At 73.6% G+C, this 16,424-nt stretch carries 13 protein-coding genes; 5 read left to right on the forward strand and 8 right to left on the reverse strand.

Translation table 11 applies throughout. From position 1 onward, the window contains the following. Window positions 1-65 precede the first annotated feature (65 nt). Genes FZ988_RS13610 through FZ988_RS13620 form a run of 3 tightly spaced genes read right to left on the reverse strand, consistent with a single transcriptional unit; the run spans window position 66 to window position 2,868 of the window. Window positions 66-1,067: a DUF2804 domain-containing protein gene (locus FZ988_RS13610; protein ID WP_149204574.1), complete on the reverse strand. Its 1,002-nt coding sequence runs from the start codon at window positions 1,065-1,067 to the stop codon at window positions 66-68. Window positions 1,068-1,126: 59 nt separating this feature from the next. After that, window positions 1,127-1,885 carry an ABC transporter permease gene (locus FZ988_RS13615; protein WP_149204575.1) on the reverse strand — a complete coding sequence of 253 codons (759 nt, stop codon included), beginning with the start codon at window positions 1,883-1,885 and terminating at the stop codon, window positions 1,127-1,129. Next, window positions 1,882-2,868: an ABC transporter ATP-binding protein gene (locus tag FZ988_RS13620; RefSeq protein ID WP_246169504.1), complete on the reverse strand. Its 987-nt coding sequence runs from the start codon at window positions 2,866-2,868 to the stop codon at window positions 1,882-1,884. Before FZ988_RS13620 ends, FZ988_RS13615 begins: the two co-directional genes overlap by 4 nt. 73 nt (window positions 2,869-2,941) lie before the next feature. Here FZ988_RS13620 and FZ988_RS13625 point away from each other — a divergent pair, with 73 nt between their 5' ends. After that, the gene (locus FZ988_RS13625) at window positions 2,942-3,682 is read left to right on the forward strand and encodes a TetR/AcrR family transcriptional regulator (protein WP_149204576.1); all 741 of its coding nucleotides are present in this window, start codon (window positions 2,942-2,944) and stop codon (window positions 3,680-3,682) included. Between the two features lie 30 nt (window positions 3,683-3,712). Here the strand turns inward: FZ988_RS13625 and FZ988_RS19020 are convergent, their stop codons facing one another. Genes FZ988_RS19020 through FZ988_RS13640 form a run of 3 tightly spaced genes read right to left on the reverse strand, consistent with a single transcriptional unit; the run spans window position 3,713 to window position 6,236 of the window. After that, window positions 3,713-4,594 carry a DUF2599 domain-containing protein gene (locus FZ988_RS19020; RefSeq protein ID WP_246169505.1) on the reverse strand — a complete coding sequence of 294 codons (882 nt, stop codon included), beginning with the start codon at window positions 4,592-4,594 and terminating at the stop codon, window positions 3,713-3,715. Window positions 4,595-4,602: 8 nt separating this feature from the next. Beyond that, window positions 4,603-5,457: a polyphosphate kinase 2 gene (gene ppk2 / locus FZ988_RS13635; RefSeq protein WP_149204577.1), complete on the reverse strand. Its 855-nt coding sequence runs from the start codon at window positions 5,455-5,457 to the stop codon at window positions 4,603-4,605. Window positions 5,458-5,495: 38 nt separating this feature from the next. After that, entirely contained in the window at window positions 5,496-6,236 is a 741-nt protein-coding gene (locus FZ988_RS13640) for a LysE family translocator (protein WP_149204578.1), read from the reverse strand. Between the two features lie 191 nt (window positions 6,237-6,427). On the opposite strand from FZ988_RS13640, the gene purL reads away from it, so the two are divergent. Then, window positions 6,428-8,827: a phosphoribosylformylglycinamidine synthase subunit PurL gene (gene purL, locus FZ988_RS13645; protein WP_149204579.1), complete on the forward strand. Its 2,400-nt coding sequence runs from the start codon at window positions 6,428-6,430 to the stop codon at window positions 8,825-8,827. 48 nt (window positions 8,828-8,875) lie between these two features. Continuing rightward, a complete protein-coding gene (gene gdhA / locus FZ988_RS13650; RefSeq protein ID WP_188079105.1) occupies window positions 8,876-10,225 on the forward strand; it encodes an NADP-specific glutamate dehydrogenase in 1,350 nt (449 codons plus the stop codon). Window positions 10,226-10,261: 36 nt separating this feature from the next. On the opposite strand, the gene FZ988_RS13655 is transcribed toward gdhA, so the two are convergent. Further along, window positions 10,262-10,843 carry a hypothetical protein gene (locus tag FZ988_RS13655; protein ID WP_149204580.1) on the reverse strand — a complete coding sequence of 194 codons (582 nt, stop codon included), beginning with the start codon at window positions 10,841-10,843 and terminating at the stop codon, window positions 10,262-10,264. Between the two features lie 111 nt (window positions 10,844-10,954). Between FZ988_RS13655 and FZ988_RS13660 the strand changes: the two genes are divergently transcribed. Next, entirely contained in the window at window positions 10,955-11,362 is a 408-nt protein-coding gene (locus FZ988_RS13660) for a sterol carrier family protein (protein WP_149204581.1), read from the forward strand. Here the strand turns inward: FZ988_RS13660 and FZ988_RS13665 are convergent. Next, window positions 11,292-12,137: a hypothetical protein gene (locus FZ988_RS13665; protein ID WP_149204582.1), complete on the reverse strand. Its 846-nt coding sequence runs from the start codon at window positions 12,135-12,137 to the stop codon at window positions 11,292-11,294. The two genes, FZ988_RS13660 and FZ988_RS13665, sit on opposite strands and share 71 nt — an antisense overlap. Window positions 12,138-12,403: 266 nt before the next feature. On the opposite strand from FZ988_RS13665, the gene FZ988_RS13670 reads away from it, so the two are divergent. After that, window positions 12,404-16,423: an ExeM/NucH family extracellular endonuclease gene (locus tag FZ988_RS13670; protein WP_188079106.1), complete on the forward strand. Its 4,020-nt coding sequence runs from the start codon at window positions 12,404-12,406 to the stop codon at window positions 16,421-16,423. Window position 16,424: the final 1 nt, after the last annotated feature.

Raw genomic sequence — 16,424 nt, forward strand, 5'->3', positions numbered from 1 at the left:
CAGTGTGCTGTCCGCGTGACGCCGACGCACCTGGTTGCCCACCGCCACGCGTCGTCGGAGGGGCTTCACCAGCGGTTGTGCGCCTCCTCGGCCCAGCCCTCGACGCCGTCGACCCGGATGCGGCGCCCTGCGTCGTCGGTCATCGCGCCGGACCAGGTGCCGAAGCACTGGTGGGTCTCGCCCGCGACGATCAGGAGGTCGGTGCGCGCGGCCCGCTCGTGGAACGGCGTGAACGTGAGGTCGACGCGCGCGCGGTCGGCGTCGTGCACGTGCCAGGGGGCGAGCCAGTCCGTGCGGTCGTACTCCCACACGAGGTCGTCGCTGTTCTTGTGCAGCCGGCCGTCGACGAGCAGCGCGTTCTCGGTCGAGCCCGTCCCGTCCGTCCACGCGCCGCCCACCTGGACGCCGACGACGTGCCCGTCGACCACCCCGCTGCCCGCGCCCCAGTTCCAGCGCATCCGGTACGGCCACCGGCCGCGGCCGTGGTCGAGGACCGCCCACGACGCGCCGTCGGGCAGGGTGTGGCGCACGCCGTCGACAGTGAGGCTGCCCGACGCCGGGCGGGCGACGTCCTTGACCGTGTACTGGAAGCGCCGGTCGCTCCACGGCACGACGACGCCGAGCGACTCGTGGCCCTCGGGTGACGCGGCGACCACGTCGACCTCGACGCGAGGGGTGCGGGCCCGCAGCCGGGTGCCGCCCGCGACGTCCTCGATGCGGATGTCGAGCCCGCGCGCCCGGGCGACCGCCGGGCCGTCGCCCAGGCTCGCGGGCAGCTGGACCCCTCTGCCCAGGGGCACGACGGCGACGGTGTCGACGTCGCCCGACGTCGCGCGGTCGAGCACCCACACCTGGTGCTGCGCGGCGTAGTCGAGGTCGGCGACGGTCAGTGCGATCACGTGGCGGGGCGTCATGACCGCCCAGTACTCCCAGCGCTTGCTACGGCCCCACCCGCGCAGACCGGTCCGGTGCAGGGGCCTGCGGGTCCAGCCGACGGCGGCGGGGTCGAGCCGCCCGTCGGCCCGGCACAGCTCGACCGTCGCGGTGATCTCCAGCTCCGTCGCCATCCGCGCAGTCTGCCGTGCCGGCGGCCCGGCCGGGACCCCGCAGCCGCCGGCGGTCGCCGTCACACGTCGCGCACGCGGAGCGCGGCGTAGGCCGCGACGACGACGGCGTCGACTGCAAGGACGAGGACGGCCAGCCCCGTCGAGGGCGTGAGCGCGCCGTCGACCGGGACGACGGTGTACGCGGCCTGGCCGGCGGTGACGGGCCAGTAGCCGGCGAACCAGTCCCCGAGGGCACCGGGCAGGCCCGGCCCGAGCGCGGGCACCAGCAGGAGCGCGCCGACGAGGACGGCGAGGCTCGTCGTCGTCGAGCGGGTGAGGACGCCGACGGCCATCCCCGCGAGCGTGACGAGCGTCAGGTAGAGCGTCCCGCCGACGAGCGCCCCGGCTACGCCAGGGTCGCCCGGTCCGGCAGCGGGCAGGCCGGCGCCGCGCAGCGCGACCTGCACGACGGTGAAGCTCAGCAGGGTGGTGGCGGCGCCCGTGGCGAGCCCGACGGCTGTCACGACGAGGGCCTTGGCCCGGAGGAGGCGGGCCCGGGACGGGACGGCGGACAGGCTCGTGCCGATCATCGCGGTGTCGTACTCGGGCGTGATGCTGAGCGCGCCGAGCATGCCGACGAGCAGCTGCGCGAAGAGGAAGCCCTTGAGGCTCGTCGCGGTCGGGTCCCAGGGCGTGGGCAGGTCGGACGGGGTGCCGCCCAGCACCTCGGACACGCCGAGGATGCCGAGGGCGGCGCCTGAGACCACGGCGCTGAGGGCTGTGAGCCAGGTGCTGCGGACGCTGCGGAGCTTGGTCCACTCGGAGCGGAGGACGTTCATGCGGCGTGGCTCCCGTAGTCGGTGGCGTCGTGGGTCAGGCGGAGGAAGACGTCCTCGAGGGACTCGCGGACGGCCGTGAGCTCGTCGAGGGCGATGCCCTCGGCGGCGGCGACGTGGCCGACGGCGGACGGGTCGGCTCCCGTGACGAGGAGCGCGGCGCCGGCGCCGGCAGGGGCACCGGTCTCGGCGTCGGCGCCGGTGCGCGCGGCGACGGTCAGGCCGGCCCGCTCGAGCGCGCGGGCGAGCTCGACCGTGGACGCGGCCCGGACCAGGACGTCACGGCTCGTGTTGTCGCGGACGAAGTCGCGCAGCGAGGCCTGCGCGATGAGCCGGCCCTGGCCGATGACGACGAGGTCGTCGGCCGTGAGCTCCATCTCGGACATGAGGTGGCTCGAGAACAGGATCGTCCGGCCCTCGCCTGCGAGGTCGCGCATGAGCGTGCGCATCCAGCGGATGCCCTCGGGATCGAGGCCGTTGAGGGGCTCGTCGAGCACGAGGACCCCGGGGTCGCCGAGCAGCGCGGTCCCGATGCCCAGGCGCTGGTGCATGCCGAGCGAGAACTCGCCGACACGGCGCGTGGCCGCGTGGTCGAGCCCCACGAGCTCGAGCACCTCCTCGACCCGCCGCCTGCCGAGGCCCGCGGCCTGTGCGAACGCGAGGAGGTGCGCGTAGGCGGTGCGGTGGGGGTGTACCGCGCGTGCGTCGAGGAGGGCGCCGATGGTCCGCGCGGGGTCCTCGAGCTCGGCCATGCGCCGGTCGCCGATGGTGATGGTGCCGCTCGTGGGCCGGGCCAGGCCCAGAAGCATCCGGATGGCGGTGCTCTTGCCCGCACCGTTCGGGCCCAGGAACCCGGTGATGACTCCGGGGCGCGCGGTGAAGGTGAGGTCGTCCACGGCCGTCGTGCTGCCGTAGCGCTTGGTGAGCCCTCGGGCTCGGATGCCGACGCCGGCCGTCGGGCGGGGTGCGGGGTCCGTGATGGGCACGGGTGCTCCTTCGGTTGGAAACTACACTGCACGGTGCAGTGTAGATATCCATTCCTGAAGGTACGCTGAGAGCATGGCGACAGCGCCGGCGGGAGCGCCGACACCCGCAAGGGGCACGACACGGACCGGCGAAGCCCCCGCGCGCACGCCCTCCCGCGGCCCGCGCCAGCGGTCCGAGCGCAAGCACGCGGCCATCCTCGCCGCGGCGCAGAGCCTGTTCGTCGCGGAGGGCTACGAGCGGGCGAGCGTCGACGCGATCGCCGCGCAGGCCCAGGTCTCCAAGCGCACGGTCTACGACCACTTCGGCGACAAGCGGGCGCTGTTCCAGCGTGTCCTCGAGGAGGTCGACGACGCCGTGGTCGCCACGGTCCGCACGGCGATCGAGGAGGAGATCACCGACGACCGCGAGCTGCGCGAGTCGCTGGTGGCCTTCGCGGCCCGCGTCACGACGCGCACCTTCCCGTCGCCCGCCTACGCGACGTTCCGGCGGCTCGAGCGGCAGCGGCGGACGGTGCCGCAGGCCCACGGACCCGGTACCGAGGTCCCCGAGCGCATGCTCGAGCAGCGGTTCGCCGAGCTCGTCGACGCCGGCAGGCTCCGGGCGGCCGACCCTGCCCTGGCGGCCCGGCACTTCACGGCCCTGACCGTCCGTCTCGCGCTCGACGCGCTCGACGCGACGCCCGCGCTCAACGCACTCGACGCGAGGCCTGCGCCCGACGCGCTCGACGCGAGCGCGGCGCCCGGTCCGTCCGAGGAGGACCTGCGCGTGATCGTCACCGACGGCGTCGACGCGTTCCTGCGCGCCTACACCTGAGCGTCCCCCGCGCAGACGCGGGCGGTGCGCTCAGGCGTTGCAGGCGGCCGCGAGCGTCGCGAGGAGCCCCACGTCGGGCCGCCACGGCTCGAGGTTCCAGCTCTCCTTGTCCGGCGCGCCCACGCTGTGGCACACGAGCTGGTCGCGCATGCCTGGCACGTCGGCGTCCGGCGCGGTGGCGAGGACCTGCTGCCACACGAGGGCGACCGCCGCGTCGTTGCCCGACCGGCCCCAGGGGCTCGGGACCACGGCGAGGGACCGGCCGCCCTCGCGCTCGCCCCAGGTCGCGGACTCGAGGGCCCGGGTGGCGAGGTCGAAGCTCGCCGACACCGGTGGGGCCGTGCTCGTGGACACCGCCGAGGCCGTGACCTTCAGGAGGTCGCCCTCGGCGACGTGCTGCAGGGGCCTGCGGCCCGACGTCGGGCGACCCAGCGCCCCGACCGCGGTCCCGGCGGCGTCGCGGATGAGGACCGAGCCGTCCGGCTGCTCCTCGAAGAGGGACCCGGTGTCGACAGCGAGCAGCGTCACGCCCGCGGGGTCGGCCGCCGTGACGTCGACGCGGACGCTCCCGTCGGCCTCGGCGGTCGCCGTCACGGTGCCCGCGGCGTCTTGCGACCCGGCGGGTGCGGGGCTCGCGACCCACACCGTCACGGTGCCCGAGGTGACGGGCGTCCCGGTCGCCCGCACGTCGGCGGCCGTGGGCGGGGTGGCGACAGGCGTCGGGTCCGGTGCGGGCGTGACCGCGGGGGTGGTCGGGCCCTGCGCGGCACCGGCCGGCCCGACGGGCGAGCAGGCGGCGAGGGCCAGGGCGAGCGCGCACGCCCCGGCGAGGGCGGCGCCGACGACCGCGCGACGGCGCCCGCGCGCCACCGCGGAGGGCCCACGCCCGTCCGCCCCGACGGGACGCGTCACCTGTCCCGTCACTCCAGCGTCGAGCTGTGGTCGGGGACGTACCGCTGCGAGTCGCGTGGCGGCCGGACGTAGCCCTTGGAGGCCGGCCGCTCGGGCAGCACGACGGCCGGCCGCTCGACCGGCACGTACGGGACGGTCGAGAGCAGGTGGTGGATCATGTCGATGCGGGACCTGCGCTTGTCGTCGTTGTCGACGACCCACCACGGGGCCTCGGGGATGTCCGTGTGGACGAGCATCTGGTCCTTCGCCCGGGAGTACTCCTCCCACTGCGTGATGGACTCGAGGTCCATGGGCGAGAGCTTCCACTGGCGCATCGGGTCCGCGAGGCGGGACCGGAAACGCGCCTCCTGCTCGGCGTCGCTCACCGAGAACCAGTACTTGCGCAGGATGATGCCGTCCTCGACGAGCATGCGCTCGAAGATCGGGCACTGGTGCAGGAACCGGTGGTACTCGTCGGGCGTGCAGTAGCCCATGACGCGCTCGACGCCGGCGCGGTTGTACCAGGAGCGGTCGAACAGCACGATCTCGCCCGCGGCGGGGAGCTGGGCGACGTACCGCTGGAAGTACCACTGGGTGCGCTCGCGGTCGCTCGGTGCGGGCAGCGCCGCGATGCGCGCGACCCGCGGGTTGAGGTACTGCGTGACGCGCTTGATGGTGCTGCCCTTGCCCGCGGCGTCGCGTCCCTCGAAGATCACGACGAGCCGCTTGCCCTCGGCGCGGATCCACTCCTGCATGGTCACGAGCTCGGCCTGGAGCCGGAAGAGCTCCCGCTCGTAGAGGGCCTTGGGGAGCCGGGGCGCCCGGTCCGTGGGCTCGGGGGCCTGGTCGCGGGCCTGGTCGGGTGCCGTGTCGGGGTCGGGCATGCTCGCAGCGTACGACGCCGGGCGTCGCCGCGGGCTCGTCACGCGAGGCGGCGTGCGGCGAGCGTGAGAGCGCCGAGCGTGGCGTAGACCGCGGCGGAGACGCGGTCGAGGACGCGCATCCGCAGGCGGGGGAAGAGCGTGCGCAGGCGGTCCCCGCCCACGGCCCACAGCCCGTCGAGCGCGCACGCGAGCCCGACGAACACGAAGCCCAGGGTGAGCATCTGGGCCCACGCGGGGCCGGCGTCGGGCCGGACGAACTGGGGTAGGAACGCGAGGAAGAAGAGCGCGGTCTTGGGGTTGAGCGTGCCGACGAGGAGCCCCGCGCGCACCATGGCGCCGAACCGCGGCGCGGCGGCCGGCGTGCGCGCGCCGGGCACGTGGGTCCCGGCCACGCCGGACGCCGTCGGGCCGGCTGCGTCCGTGCCGTGCGCTCCGTCCGCTCCGTCCGTCGGGCCGGCCGGGCCCGTGCCGAGGTCGGCGAGCGTCCCGGGGGTCCGCGCGCGCCACGCACGGACGGCGAGCCACAGGAGCCACGCCGCACCAGCGGCCTTGACGACCGTGAACGCGGTCGCGCTCGTGGCCAGCACCGCGGACAGGCCCAGCGCGGCCGCGAGCACGTGGACGGTGTTGCCGCCCTCGATCCCGAGCGTCGCGGCGAGCCCTGCACGCCGTCCGTGCCGCAGCGTCGTCGCGAGGATGAACCCCACGGCCGGCCCGGGGGCCAGCACGAGCGCGAGCGCTGCGGGGAGGAACAGTGCGAGCGTGTCGGCGTCGACCACGTGTCTCCTCCTCGTCGGGCGTGCGGTCCGGCCATCGTGCCGTGCGCGGCGGTGCGCGCGCGACCTCCTTTCGCGCCGGAGCCTGGTACCCGACGCGCGGGTCGCACCGTCTGCCGGGCGAGACGCGGCGGGGTGGGGCCCGGGCCCCCGGTAGCCTGAGGCCGTCCGCTTGGCTCTCCGGTTGGGAATCGATGACTGCCACCGACACGCCCCACGCTGCGCACCCCGACACCGTCGACCGCGCCGCCGCGACTCCCGGGACGGCGCTGCCGTACGCGGAGCTGGGCCTGAAGACCGACGAGTACCTGCGGATCGTCGACCTGCTGGGCCGGCGGCCCACCGCCGCCGAGCTCGCGATGTACTCGGTCATGTGGTCCGAGCACTGCTCGTACAAGTCGTCGAAGGTCCACCTGCGCCAGTTCGGCGAGAAGGTCAGCCTGGCGATGCGCGAGCACCTCCTCGTCGGCATCGGCGAGAACGCGGGCGTCGTGGACATCGGCGACGGCTGGGCCGTGACGTTCAAGGTCGAGAGCCACAACCACCCGAGCTTCGTCGAGCCCTACCAGGGCGCCGCGACCGGTGTCGGCGGCATCGTGCGCGACATCATCTCGATGGGCGCGCGGCCCGTCGCCGTGATGGACCAGCTGCGCTTCGGTGCGATCGACCACCCGGACACGGCGCGTGTGGTGCACGGCGTGGTCGCCGGCGTCGGCGGGTACGGCAACTGCCTGGGCCTGCCCAACATCGGCGGCGAGGTCGTCTTCGACCCGTCCTACCAGGGCAACCCGCTCGTCAACGCGCTGTGCCTCGGCGTCCTGCGCCACGAGGACATCCACCTCGCGAACGCGTCGGGCGTCGGCAACAAGGTCGTCCTCTTCGGTGCGCGCACGGGCGGCGACGGCATCGGCGGCGCCTCGATCCTCGCGTCCGAGACGTTCGACGACACCAAGCCGTCGAAGCGCCCGAGCGTCCAGGTGGGCGACCCGTTCATGGAGAAGGTCCTCATCGAGTGCTGCCTCGAGCTCTACGCGGCACGCGTCGTCGAGGGCATCCAGGACCTCGGCGCGGCCGGCATCTCCTGCGCGACGTCCGAGCTCGCCAGCAACGGCGAGGGCGGCATGCACGTGGACCTCGAGAAGGTCCTGCTGCGCGACCCGTCCCTGACGGCCGGCGAGATCCTCATGTCGGAGTCGCAGGAGCGCATGATGGCCGTCGTCGCACCCGACAAGCTCGACCGCTTCCTGGAGATCACCGCACGCTGGGACGTCGAGACGGCCGTGATCGGCGAGGTGACCGGCACGGGCCGGCTCACGATCGACCACCACGGCGAGCGCATCGTCGACGTGGACCCGCGCACCGTGGCGCACGAGGGCCCCGTCTACCACCGCCCTTACGCGCGGCCGGGCTGGATGGACGCCCTTCAGGCGGACACGGTGAGCGGGCCCGCGGGTGCCGCCGCGTACGAGCGCCCGGCGAGCGGCGAGGAGCTGCGGGAGACCCTGCTGCGCCTGGTCGCGTCGCCGAACCTCGCGAGCAAGGCGTGGGTCACCGACCAGTACGACAGGTTCGTCCAGGGCAACACGGCGCTCGCGCAGCCCGACGACGCGGGAGTGATCCGGGTCGACGAGAGCACCGGCCTGGGCGTCGCGCTCGCGACGGATGCGAACGGCCGCTACGCCAAGCTCGACCCGTACGCGGGTGCGCAGCTCGCGCTCGCGGAGGCGTACCGCAACGTCGCGACGTCGGGCGCTCGCCCCCTCGCGGTCACGGACTGCCTGAACTTCGGCTCGCCCGAGGACCCGGACGCCATGTGGCAGCTCGTCGAGGCGATCACGGGCCTCGCGGACGCGTGCCTCGAGATGGGCATCCCCGTCACGGGCGGCAACGTCTCCCTCTACAACGGCACGGGTGAGCCCGGCACGGTCGACTCGTCGATCCACCCGACGCCCGTCGTCGGCGTGCTCGGAGTGCTCGACGACGTGGCGCGTGCGACGCCGTCGGGCTGGCGCACGCCCGGCCAGGCCGTCTACCTCCTGGGCACCACGCGCGGCGAGCTCGACGGCTCGGCGTGGGCCGACGTCGTGCACGGCCAGCTCGGCGGTCGCCCGCCCGTGGTCGACCTCCCGGCCGAGCGGACGCTCGCCGCGATCCTGGTCAACGCGTCCCGCGACGGGCTTGTCGACGCGGCGCACGACCTGTCCGAGGGCGGGCTCGCGCAGGGTCTCGTGGAGGCGAGCCTCCGGTACGGCACGGGCGTGCGGGTGCGGCTCGAGGAGCTGTGCGAGCGGGACGGCGTGACGGCTTTCGAGGCGCTCTTCGCCGAGTCGACCGCGCGCGCCCTCGTCGCCGTGCCGCGCAGCGAGGAGGTGCGGTTCGTCGACATGTGCACGGCCCGTGGCTTCCCGGCGCTGCGCATCGGCGTCACGGACGACACCGTGCACGCCGACGCACCGGTCGGTACGGCCGACGACGTCGCCCAGGGCGGCCGCCTCGACCAGGGGGCCGCGGTCGAGGTCCAGGACCTGTTCACCATCCCGCTGGCCGAGATCGAGCGCGCGCACCGCGCGACGCTGCCCCGCCACTTCGCCTGACCTACGCACCACGCGACCGGCGACCGTCGGTCGCCGGAAGGACCCGCCGTGCACGAGACCCTCGACCCCGCCCTCCAGCCCGTGTACGCGGAGGTGTTGCGACGCAACCCCGGCGAGCTGGAGTTCCACCAGGCCGTGCGGGAGGTCTTCGGCAGCCTGGCGCCCGTGGTGCGCAAGCACCCGCACTACGCGGACGCCGCGATCCTCGAGCGCATCTGCGAGCCGGAGCGGCAGATCATCTTCCGTGTCCCGTGGGTCGACGACGCGGGCAGGGTCCAGATCAACCGCGGCTTCCGGGTCGAGTACAACTCGGCGCTGGGCCCCTACAAGGGCGGCCTGCGGTTCCACCCGTCGGTGTACCTCGGCATCGTGAAGTTCCTGGGGTTCGAGCAGATCTTCAAGAACGCGCTCACGGGCATGCCGATCGGTGGCGGCAAGGGCGGCTCGGACTTCGACCCGCGCGGGCGTTCCGACGGCGAGGTGATGCGGTTCTGCCAGTCGTTCATGACGGAGCTGTACCGGCACCTCGGTGAGTACACCGACGTCCCGGCGGGGGACATCGGTGTGGGCGGTCGTGAGATCGGCTTCCTCTTCGGTCAGTACAAGCGGATCACCAACCGCTACGAGTCGGGCGTGCTCACCGGCAAGGGCCTGACGTGGGGCGGGTCGCTCGTCCGCACCGAGGCCACCGGGTACGGCACCGTCATGTTCGCGGAGCGCATGCTGGCGACGAGGGGCCGCTCGCTCGACGGGCTGCGCGTCGTGGTGTCGGGTGCGGGCAACGTCGCGGTGTACGCGATCGAGAAGGCGCAGGCGCTGGGTGCCCGCGTGGTCGCGTTCTCGGACTCCTCGGGCTACGTGGTCGACGAGCAGGGTGTGGACCTGGACCTCCTCAAGCAGGTCAAGGAGGTCGAGCGCGGCCGCGCGGCCGACTACGTCACCCGCCGCTCGGGGGCGCGCCTGGTCCAGGACGGCAGCATCTGGGACGTGCCGTGCGACGTCGCCCTGCCGTGCGCGACGCAGAACGAGCTCGACGGTGACGCGGCCAAGGCGTTGCTGCGCAACGGCGTCCTCGCCGTGGCGGAGGGCGCCAACATGCCGACGACCCCGGACGCGGTCGCGCTGCTCCAGGCGTCGGGCATCCTCTTCGGCCCGGGGAAGGCGGCCAACGCCGGCGGCGTCGCGACGTCGGCGCTCGAGATGCAGCAGAACGCGTCGCGCGACTCGTGGACCTTCGAGCACACCGAGCAGCGGCTCGCGGCGATCATGGCCAAGATCCACGACCGGTGCGCCGAGACGGCCGAGGAGTACGGCGAACCCGGCAACTACGTGCTGGGGGCGAACATCGCGGGCTTCCGCCGGGTCGCGGACGCGATGCTGGCGTTCGGCGTCGTCTGAGCGGTCCTGCCGAGCGGCGTCCCGTCCCGCGCGTCGTCAGAAGCGCATGAGGTAGTCGTCGCTCGTGGGCTCGGGCTCCGCGGGCGTCGTCGTGCGCCGCTTGAGGTAGGTCCACGGGAACCACCCGTTGCCGAACGTCTCCCAGCCCTGGGCCTCGAGCAGACGCCGGCGTGCGCCGAGCAGGCCGACCCGCTCGTGCTGCCACTGCACGTCCGACTTCTCGAGCACGTGGTAGTTCGCGCCGTAGGCGATCGAGTGCCAGCCGAACCGGCCGGCGCGCTGGAGCACGAGCATCTCGGTGAACGCGTTGAGCGGCGCGAGGCGCATGGTGCGGCCGGTCGCGGTGGGCACGGGGGCCTCGGGCTCGCGGCCGAACCGCTGCTGCGCGGCCTGGCGCGTGGTGTCGAGGGCCCGGCCGATGCCGTCCCACGTGCAGCCGGCGCCCCTGGCGCCCGCGACCGCGCTGCGCAGGAGGGCGTCGGTCTCGACGGCGGCGCGGGCCGTGAGCTGGACGAGGTCGAGGTAGGCGTCGGGCTCGTGGGCGAGGCGCTCGTGGATGGTCGGGTCGGTGGCGGCGATGGCCTCGGCGAGCGCCTGCCCCAGGGAGTCGGTGGACATGACGTCAGGCTATTCTTGACACTCGGCACGCGTCAAGATGATGTTGCGCGAGGGCGGTTCGTCAAGCGGGACTGACGAAGGTCCTGGGTCTCGCGGCCTAGGCTGGACGCCATGCCGCCCCGTCGACGCACGCCCCCCGAGGTGGGCCGGCCCGCGCTGCAGCAGTGGCTCGCCGACCCCGCGGCGGCACCCGTCGAAGCCGTCCGCACGGCCGTCCGGTTCACGCTCGAGGAGCTCGCCGAGGTCGCGCCAGGCAACTCGGTCGAGGTGCGCGTGCCCCCGCACGGCGCCGTCCAGGCCGTCGCCGGCCCTCGGCACACCCGCGGAACGCCGCCGAACGTCGTCGAGACCGACGGCGAGACGTGGCTCCGGCTCGCGTCGGGCAGGCTGACCTGGCAGGACGCGGTCGCGGGTGGCACGGTGCACGCGTCCGGCGAGCGAGCGGACCTCAGCGCATGGCTCCCGCTCCAGGCAGCCCGCGAGAGGCCCGGAGCGGCTGGAGCATGGCGCGCACCGTGAACGGGCCGTCAGGGATGTCGCGTGCGGCCGCGGCCAGCTCCTCCGTGACATGGTGAACGTCGGCGTCACGGCGGACGAGCCCATCTTGGCCGATGCTGCCGCCCGCGGCGACCAGGACGCCCTGTCGCTCGGCCAGCGTCCGCCAAGCGTCGATGCGGTTGTACACGTCACGGCTCCAGGGACTCGCGACCACGCGCATCCGGCTCCCGAACAGGGGAAGCAGCGCGACAGCGACCCGCTCGGGATCGGACGCGACGGCGAGCACGCGTCCGCTCGGTGACGTCCAGAGCCAGAGCAGCGATCCGTCTTCGCGGAGCGGCGCCTCGGCGGCCTCCACCTCGCGCGGGTCGTACCCGCCGTCGTGGGCCACGGGCTCGCGGGGACCGTCGGAGGGTGAGGCCGGTGTCCTCGGCAAGGGCGGAGCCGGCGCGGCGTCGACGTCATGCAAGGCCCCGGCTGTCCACGATCCCCGCACAGTGAGCCGCCGGCCGATGAAGTCGCTCCACGGGGTGCGGTCCCGTGCCGCCGGTGCCAGAAGGACGACGCCGGATGTCACCGGATAGATGAGTCGGGGGTTGACTCCGGCGGGGCCCGAGTCATAGGCGAGCGCGAGCGCCACCGGCGTACGAACGAGCGTGCCGTCAGCTTCGGCACGCTCGTCCGAACGCAACGCTTCGAGCCTGAGCATGGCGGCTCGAGTACACCAACCGACGACGAGCCGATCAACCACCCCGACGGAGAGTTCATCTGCACGCCGGGTCGCCGCCATGCGCACGCGAGCACCTGTCGGCCTGGTGGGTGCAGGCAAGTGGCGCTCACTGGCGCATAGCTACCGCTTCAAGCAGCCCGCGACCGGGCGCTGACGTCGGTCCTCGCTGACCACACCGTGAACGACGCGACCGGATCGTGAACACCTGAGGTCGTCCCGTCGACGGCTGCGACCCACCTCTGTCTTTTCACCCGCCGGGCGTCTAGCGTGCGACCCGTCAGGGCGCTAGTGCGCCGTCATCGATGTGGCCACGACCCCTGGAGGTCCGCCAGATGCAACCCCCCCGGCGCAGCACCCCGCGCCTGATCGCTCTCTCGGCAGCCGGCGCCATGACGCTCGCTGCCGTCGTCATCCCACCCGCGGCCGCCGTCGACGTCACCCACACGATCGCCGACGTGCAGGGCACCGGCACCGCCACCCCCCTCGCGAACGCGACAGTCACCGTCGAGGGCGTGGTCACCGCCGACCACCGCACCGGCGGCTACAGCGGCTTCTACCTCCAGACCGCCGGCTCCGGCGGCACCGCCGACACGACGCCGGGTGCGTCGGACGGCATCTTCGTCTACGTCGCCGCCCGCTCCCTCACCCTGGCCATCGGCGACCAGGTGCGCGTGACGGGTGTCGCGAGCGAGTACCGCGGCCTCACGCAGATCAACGCGAGCGCCGACACCGCCGTCGTCGAGAACCTCGGCGTCGCGGCCGCCCAGCCGACCCCCGTCGCGCTGCCCGACACCCTCGTCGGCGACGCCCGTGAGCAGTACGAGGGCATGCTCGTCGCCCCCGAGGGCGAGTACCTCGTCGCGTCGACGCACGAGGCGAGCCGTTACGGCTCCGTGTGGCTCAGCGCGGGTCCCGACCCCCTCGTGAAGAGCACCGAGGTCGCCCGGCCCGGTCCCGAGGCGAACGCGATCGCGAGCCAGAACGCGGCACGCCGCCTCGTGCTCGACGACGGCCGCAACGCCGAGGTCACGGGCACCACGCAGCCCTACCTGACGGCGGACGACCCCGTGCGCACCGGCGACGCCGCCGAGCTCACCGGTCTGCCGTACGTGCTCAGCTACGGGTTCAACCTGTGGCGTCTGCAGCCCACCATGCCGCTCTCCAACGAGACGCCGGCGGACCAGAAGGCCTCGTTCACCGAGCGCAACCCGCGGCCCGCCGAGCCGGCTGACGTGGGTGGCGACGTCGTCGTCGCGGCCTTCAACGTCCTGAACTACTTCACGACGTTCAGCGAGCAGGACCCCGACGCCCGCGGCGCGGCCAACCAGGCCGAGTTCGACGTGCAGAAGGCCAAGATCGTCGCCGCGATCACGGCTCTGGACGCCGACGTCGTCGCGCTCCAGGAGATCGAGAACTCCGTGCACTTCGGCGGTACGCCCGACGTCGCGCTCGCCGACCTCGTGGCGGGCCTCAACGCGGCAGCCGGTGCGGACGAGTGGGCCTTCGTGCCGACCCCGGCCGCGCTCGTCGGCCCGGACGCCCCCGCGACCGACGTGATCATGAACGCGGTCATCTACCGGACCGACGCCGTCACGCCCGTGGGCGAGAGCGTCACCGACGTCGACGAGGCCGTCTGGGACAACGCGCGCGAGCCCATCGCGCAGACGTTCACGACCCCCGCCGGCGAGGGCAGCGAGTTCACCGTCGTCGCGAACCACTTCAAGTCCAAGAGCGGCTCGGGCACCCAGCCCGCCGACGGCCAGGGCTTCTTCAACGCCGACCGCGTGGAGCAGGCCGGTGCGGTCCGCGACTTCGTGGCCGAGCTCCAGGCGAGCACCGGCGTCGAGGACGTCGCGGTGCTCGGTGACCTGAACTCCTACAGCCAGGAGGACCCGGTCGCGCTCCTGACCGGCGCCGGCTACGTGGACCTCGTCCCGACCCACGACTCGGGGGCCTACACGTACACGTTCGACGGTGAGCTTGGGTCGCTCGACCACGCGCTCGCGACGCCGTCGCTCGCGGAGCGCGTCACCGACGCGGACGTGTGGGACATCAACGCCGACGAGTGGGCCGGCTACGAGTACGACGGCGCGTTCCCCGACCCCGGCTCCGTGTACCGCGCGTCGGACCACGACCCCGTCCGGTTCGGCATCACGGCGGGCGGCACCGGCGGCCCGGTCGAGATCGACCTGGTCGGCATCAACGACTTCCACGGTCGCCTCGAGGCCAACGGGACGACCGCGGGTGCGGCAGTCCTCGCCGGGGCCGTCAACGCGTTCCGGGCCGAGAACCCGGCGACGCTGTTCGTGTCCGCGGGCGACAACATCGGCGCGTCGACCTTCACGTCCTTCATCCAGGACGACGTGCCCACCATCGAGGCGCTCAACGCGATGGGGCTCGACGCGTCCGCACTCGGCAACCACGAGTTCGACCAGGGGCGCGCGGACCTCGAGGACCGCATCTTCCCGCTCGCCGACTTCCCGTTCCTGTCCGCGAACGTCTACGACAGGGCGACCGACGAGCCGGCCTTCGAGGAGTCCTGGGTGACCGAGGTCGACGGCGTCTCCGTCGGCTTCATCGGTGCCGTCACGGAGGACCTGCCGACGCTCGTCACGCCCGCCGGCATCGAGTCGCTCGACGTGCGGCCCGTCGTCCAGGAGGTCAACCGCGTCGCGGGCGAGCTCAGCGACGGCGACGCCGCGAACGGCGAGGCGGACGTCCTCGTCCTCCTCGTGCACGAGGGGCCCGTCACGGAGGACGTCTCCGACGCGCTCGACGACTCCGCCTTCGGGCAGATCGTCACCGGGGCCAGCCCGGAGATCGACGCGATCATGGCGGGCCACACGCACCGCCAGCACGTGCACCAGCTGCCCGTCGAGGGCTGGCCGGAGGGCCTGACCCGCCCGGTGGTCCAGGGCGGCCAGTACAGCGAGGCGCTCGCGCACGTGACCCTCACCGTCGACCCGTCGACGGGCGACGTGACGGCCAACAGCGCCGAGGTCCTCCCGCTCGCGCCCGGTGGGACGCCGGCGTACCCGGCGGACCCGACGGTCGCGGCCATCGTGGCCGATGCCGTCGCCGTCGCGAACGAGCTCGGCAACGTCTCGCTCGGGCAGATCACCGGTGACCTCAACCGGGCCCGGCAGGCCTCCGGCTCGGAGAACCGGGGCGGCGAGTCGACGCTGGGCAACCTCGTCGCCGACGTCCAGCTGTGGGCGACGCAGGACGCCGGGACGCAGATCGCCTTCATGAACCCGGGCGGCCTGCGGACCAACCTCACGTACGCGTCGTCGGGACCGAGCGACCCGGACGGGAACGTGACGTACCGGGAGGCGGCCAACGTCCAGCCGTTCGCCAACACCCTGGTGACGATGACGCTGACCGGTGACCAGGTGGTCGACGTGCTCGAGGAGCAGTGGCAGCCCGCAGCCGCGAGCCGGCCGTTCCTCAAGCTCGGCGTCGCCGGCCTGACGTACACGTACGACCCGACGGCCGCAGCGGGGGAGCGGGTCACCCGCGTCCTCGTGGGCGACCAGCCGCTCGACCCCACGGGCACGTACACGGTCGTCGTGAACTCGTTCCTCGCCTCCGGCGGGGACAACTTCGCGACGCTCGCCGACGGGGCCGACAAGGCCGACTCGGGCCGCGTCGACCTCCAGGCCTTCGTGGACTACATGGAGGAGCGCTCGCCCGTGAGCCCGGACCTCGCCCAGCGTGCGGTGGGTGTCCAGGTCGTCGACGTGCCGGCCGAGGGCTACGCCCCGGGTGACACGGTGACCGCGAACCTCTCCTCGCTGCTGTTCAGCGCGGGCGAGGCGCAGGGCAGCCAGGTCGTGCTCACGGCCGACGGCGCCGAGCTCGGTACCTTCCCCGTCGACCCGACGGTCGTCGACTCGACCGACGAGGTCGGCCGGACCGCGGCGACGTTCACGGTCCCGCAGGGGGTCACGGGCACCGAGCTCGTCGTCACCGCTGCGGTCGCCGAGACCGGCACCGAGGCCACGTTCGCCTTGCCGCTGGCGGAGCAGGTCGCCCCGACCTGCTCGGTGCAGTACTCGGCGCACCGTCTCGGCGGCCTCTGGCTGGGCGGGGTCGTGGTCACGAACGACACCGACACGACCGTGCGCGGCTGGGACCTGACCTGGTCCTACACGCAGGGCGAGCGCGTGCTCACGGGCATCGGGGCCAAGGTGCGGCAGCAGGGCACCGCGGTCACCGCGTCGAGCACGTTCCTCAACCGGACGATCCGGCCGGGCGGGAGCACGTTCTTCGCGCTCGTCGGCCGGGCTCCCACGGGCCCGGGCGTCCCGCAGGACTTCGCGCTCAACGGGCAGCCGTGCGCGACGTCCTGAC

Origin of the sequence: Actinotalea subterranea (assembly GCF_008364845.1) — a bacterium.
GTDB classification, from domain to species: Bacteria; Actinomycetota; Actinomycetes; order Actinomycetales; family Cellulomonadaceae; genus Actinotalea; species Actinotalea subterranea.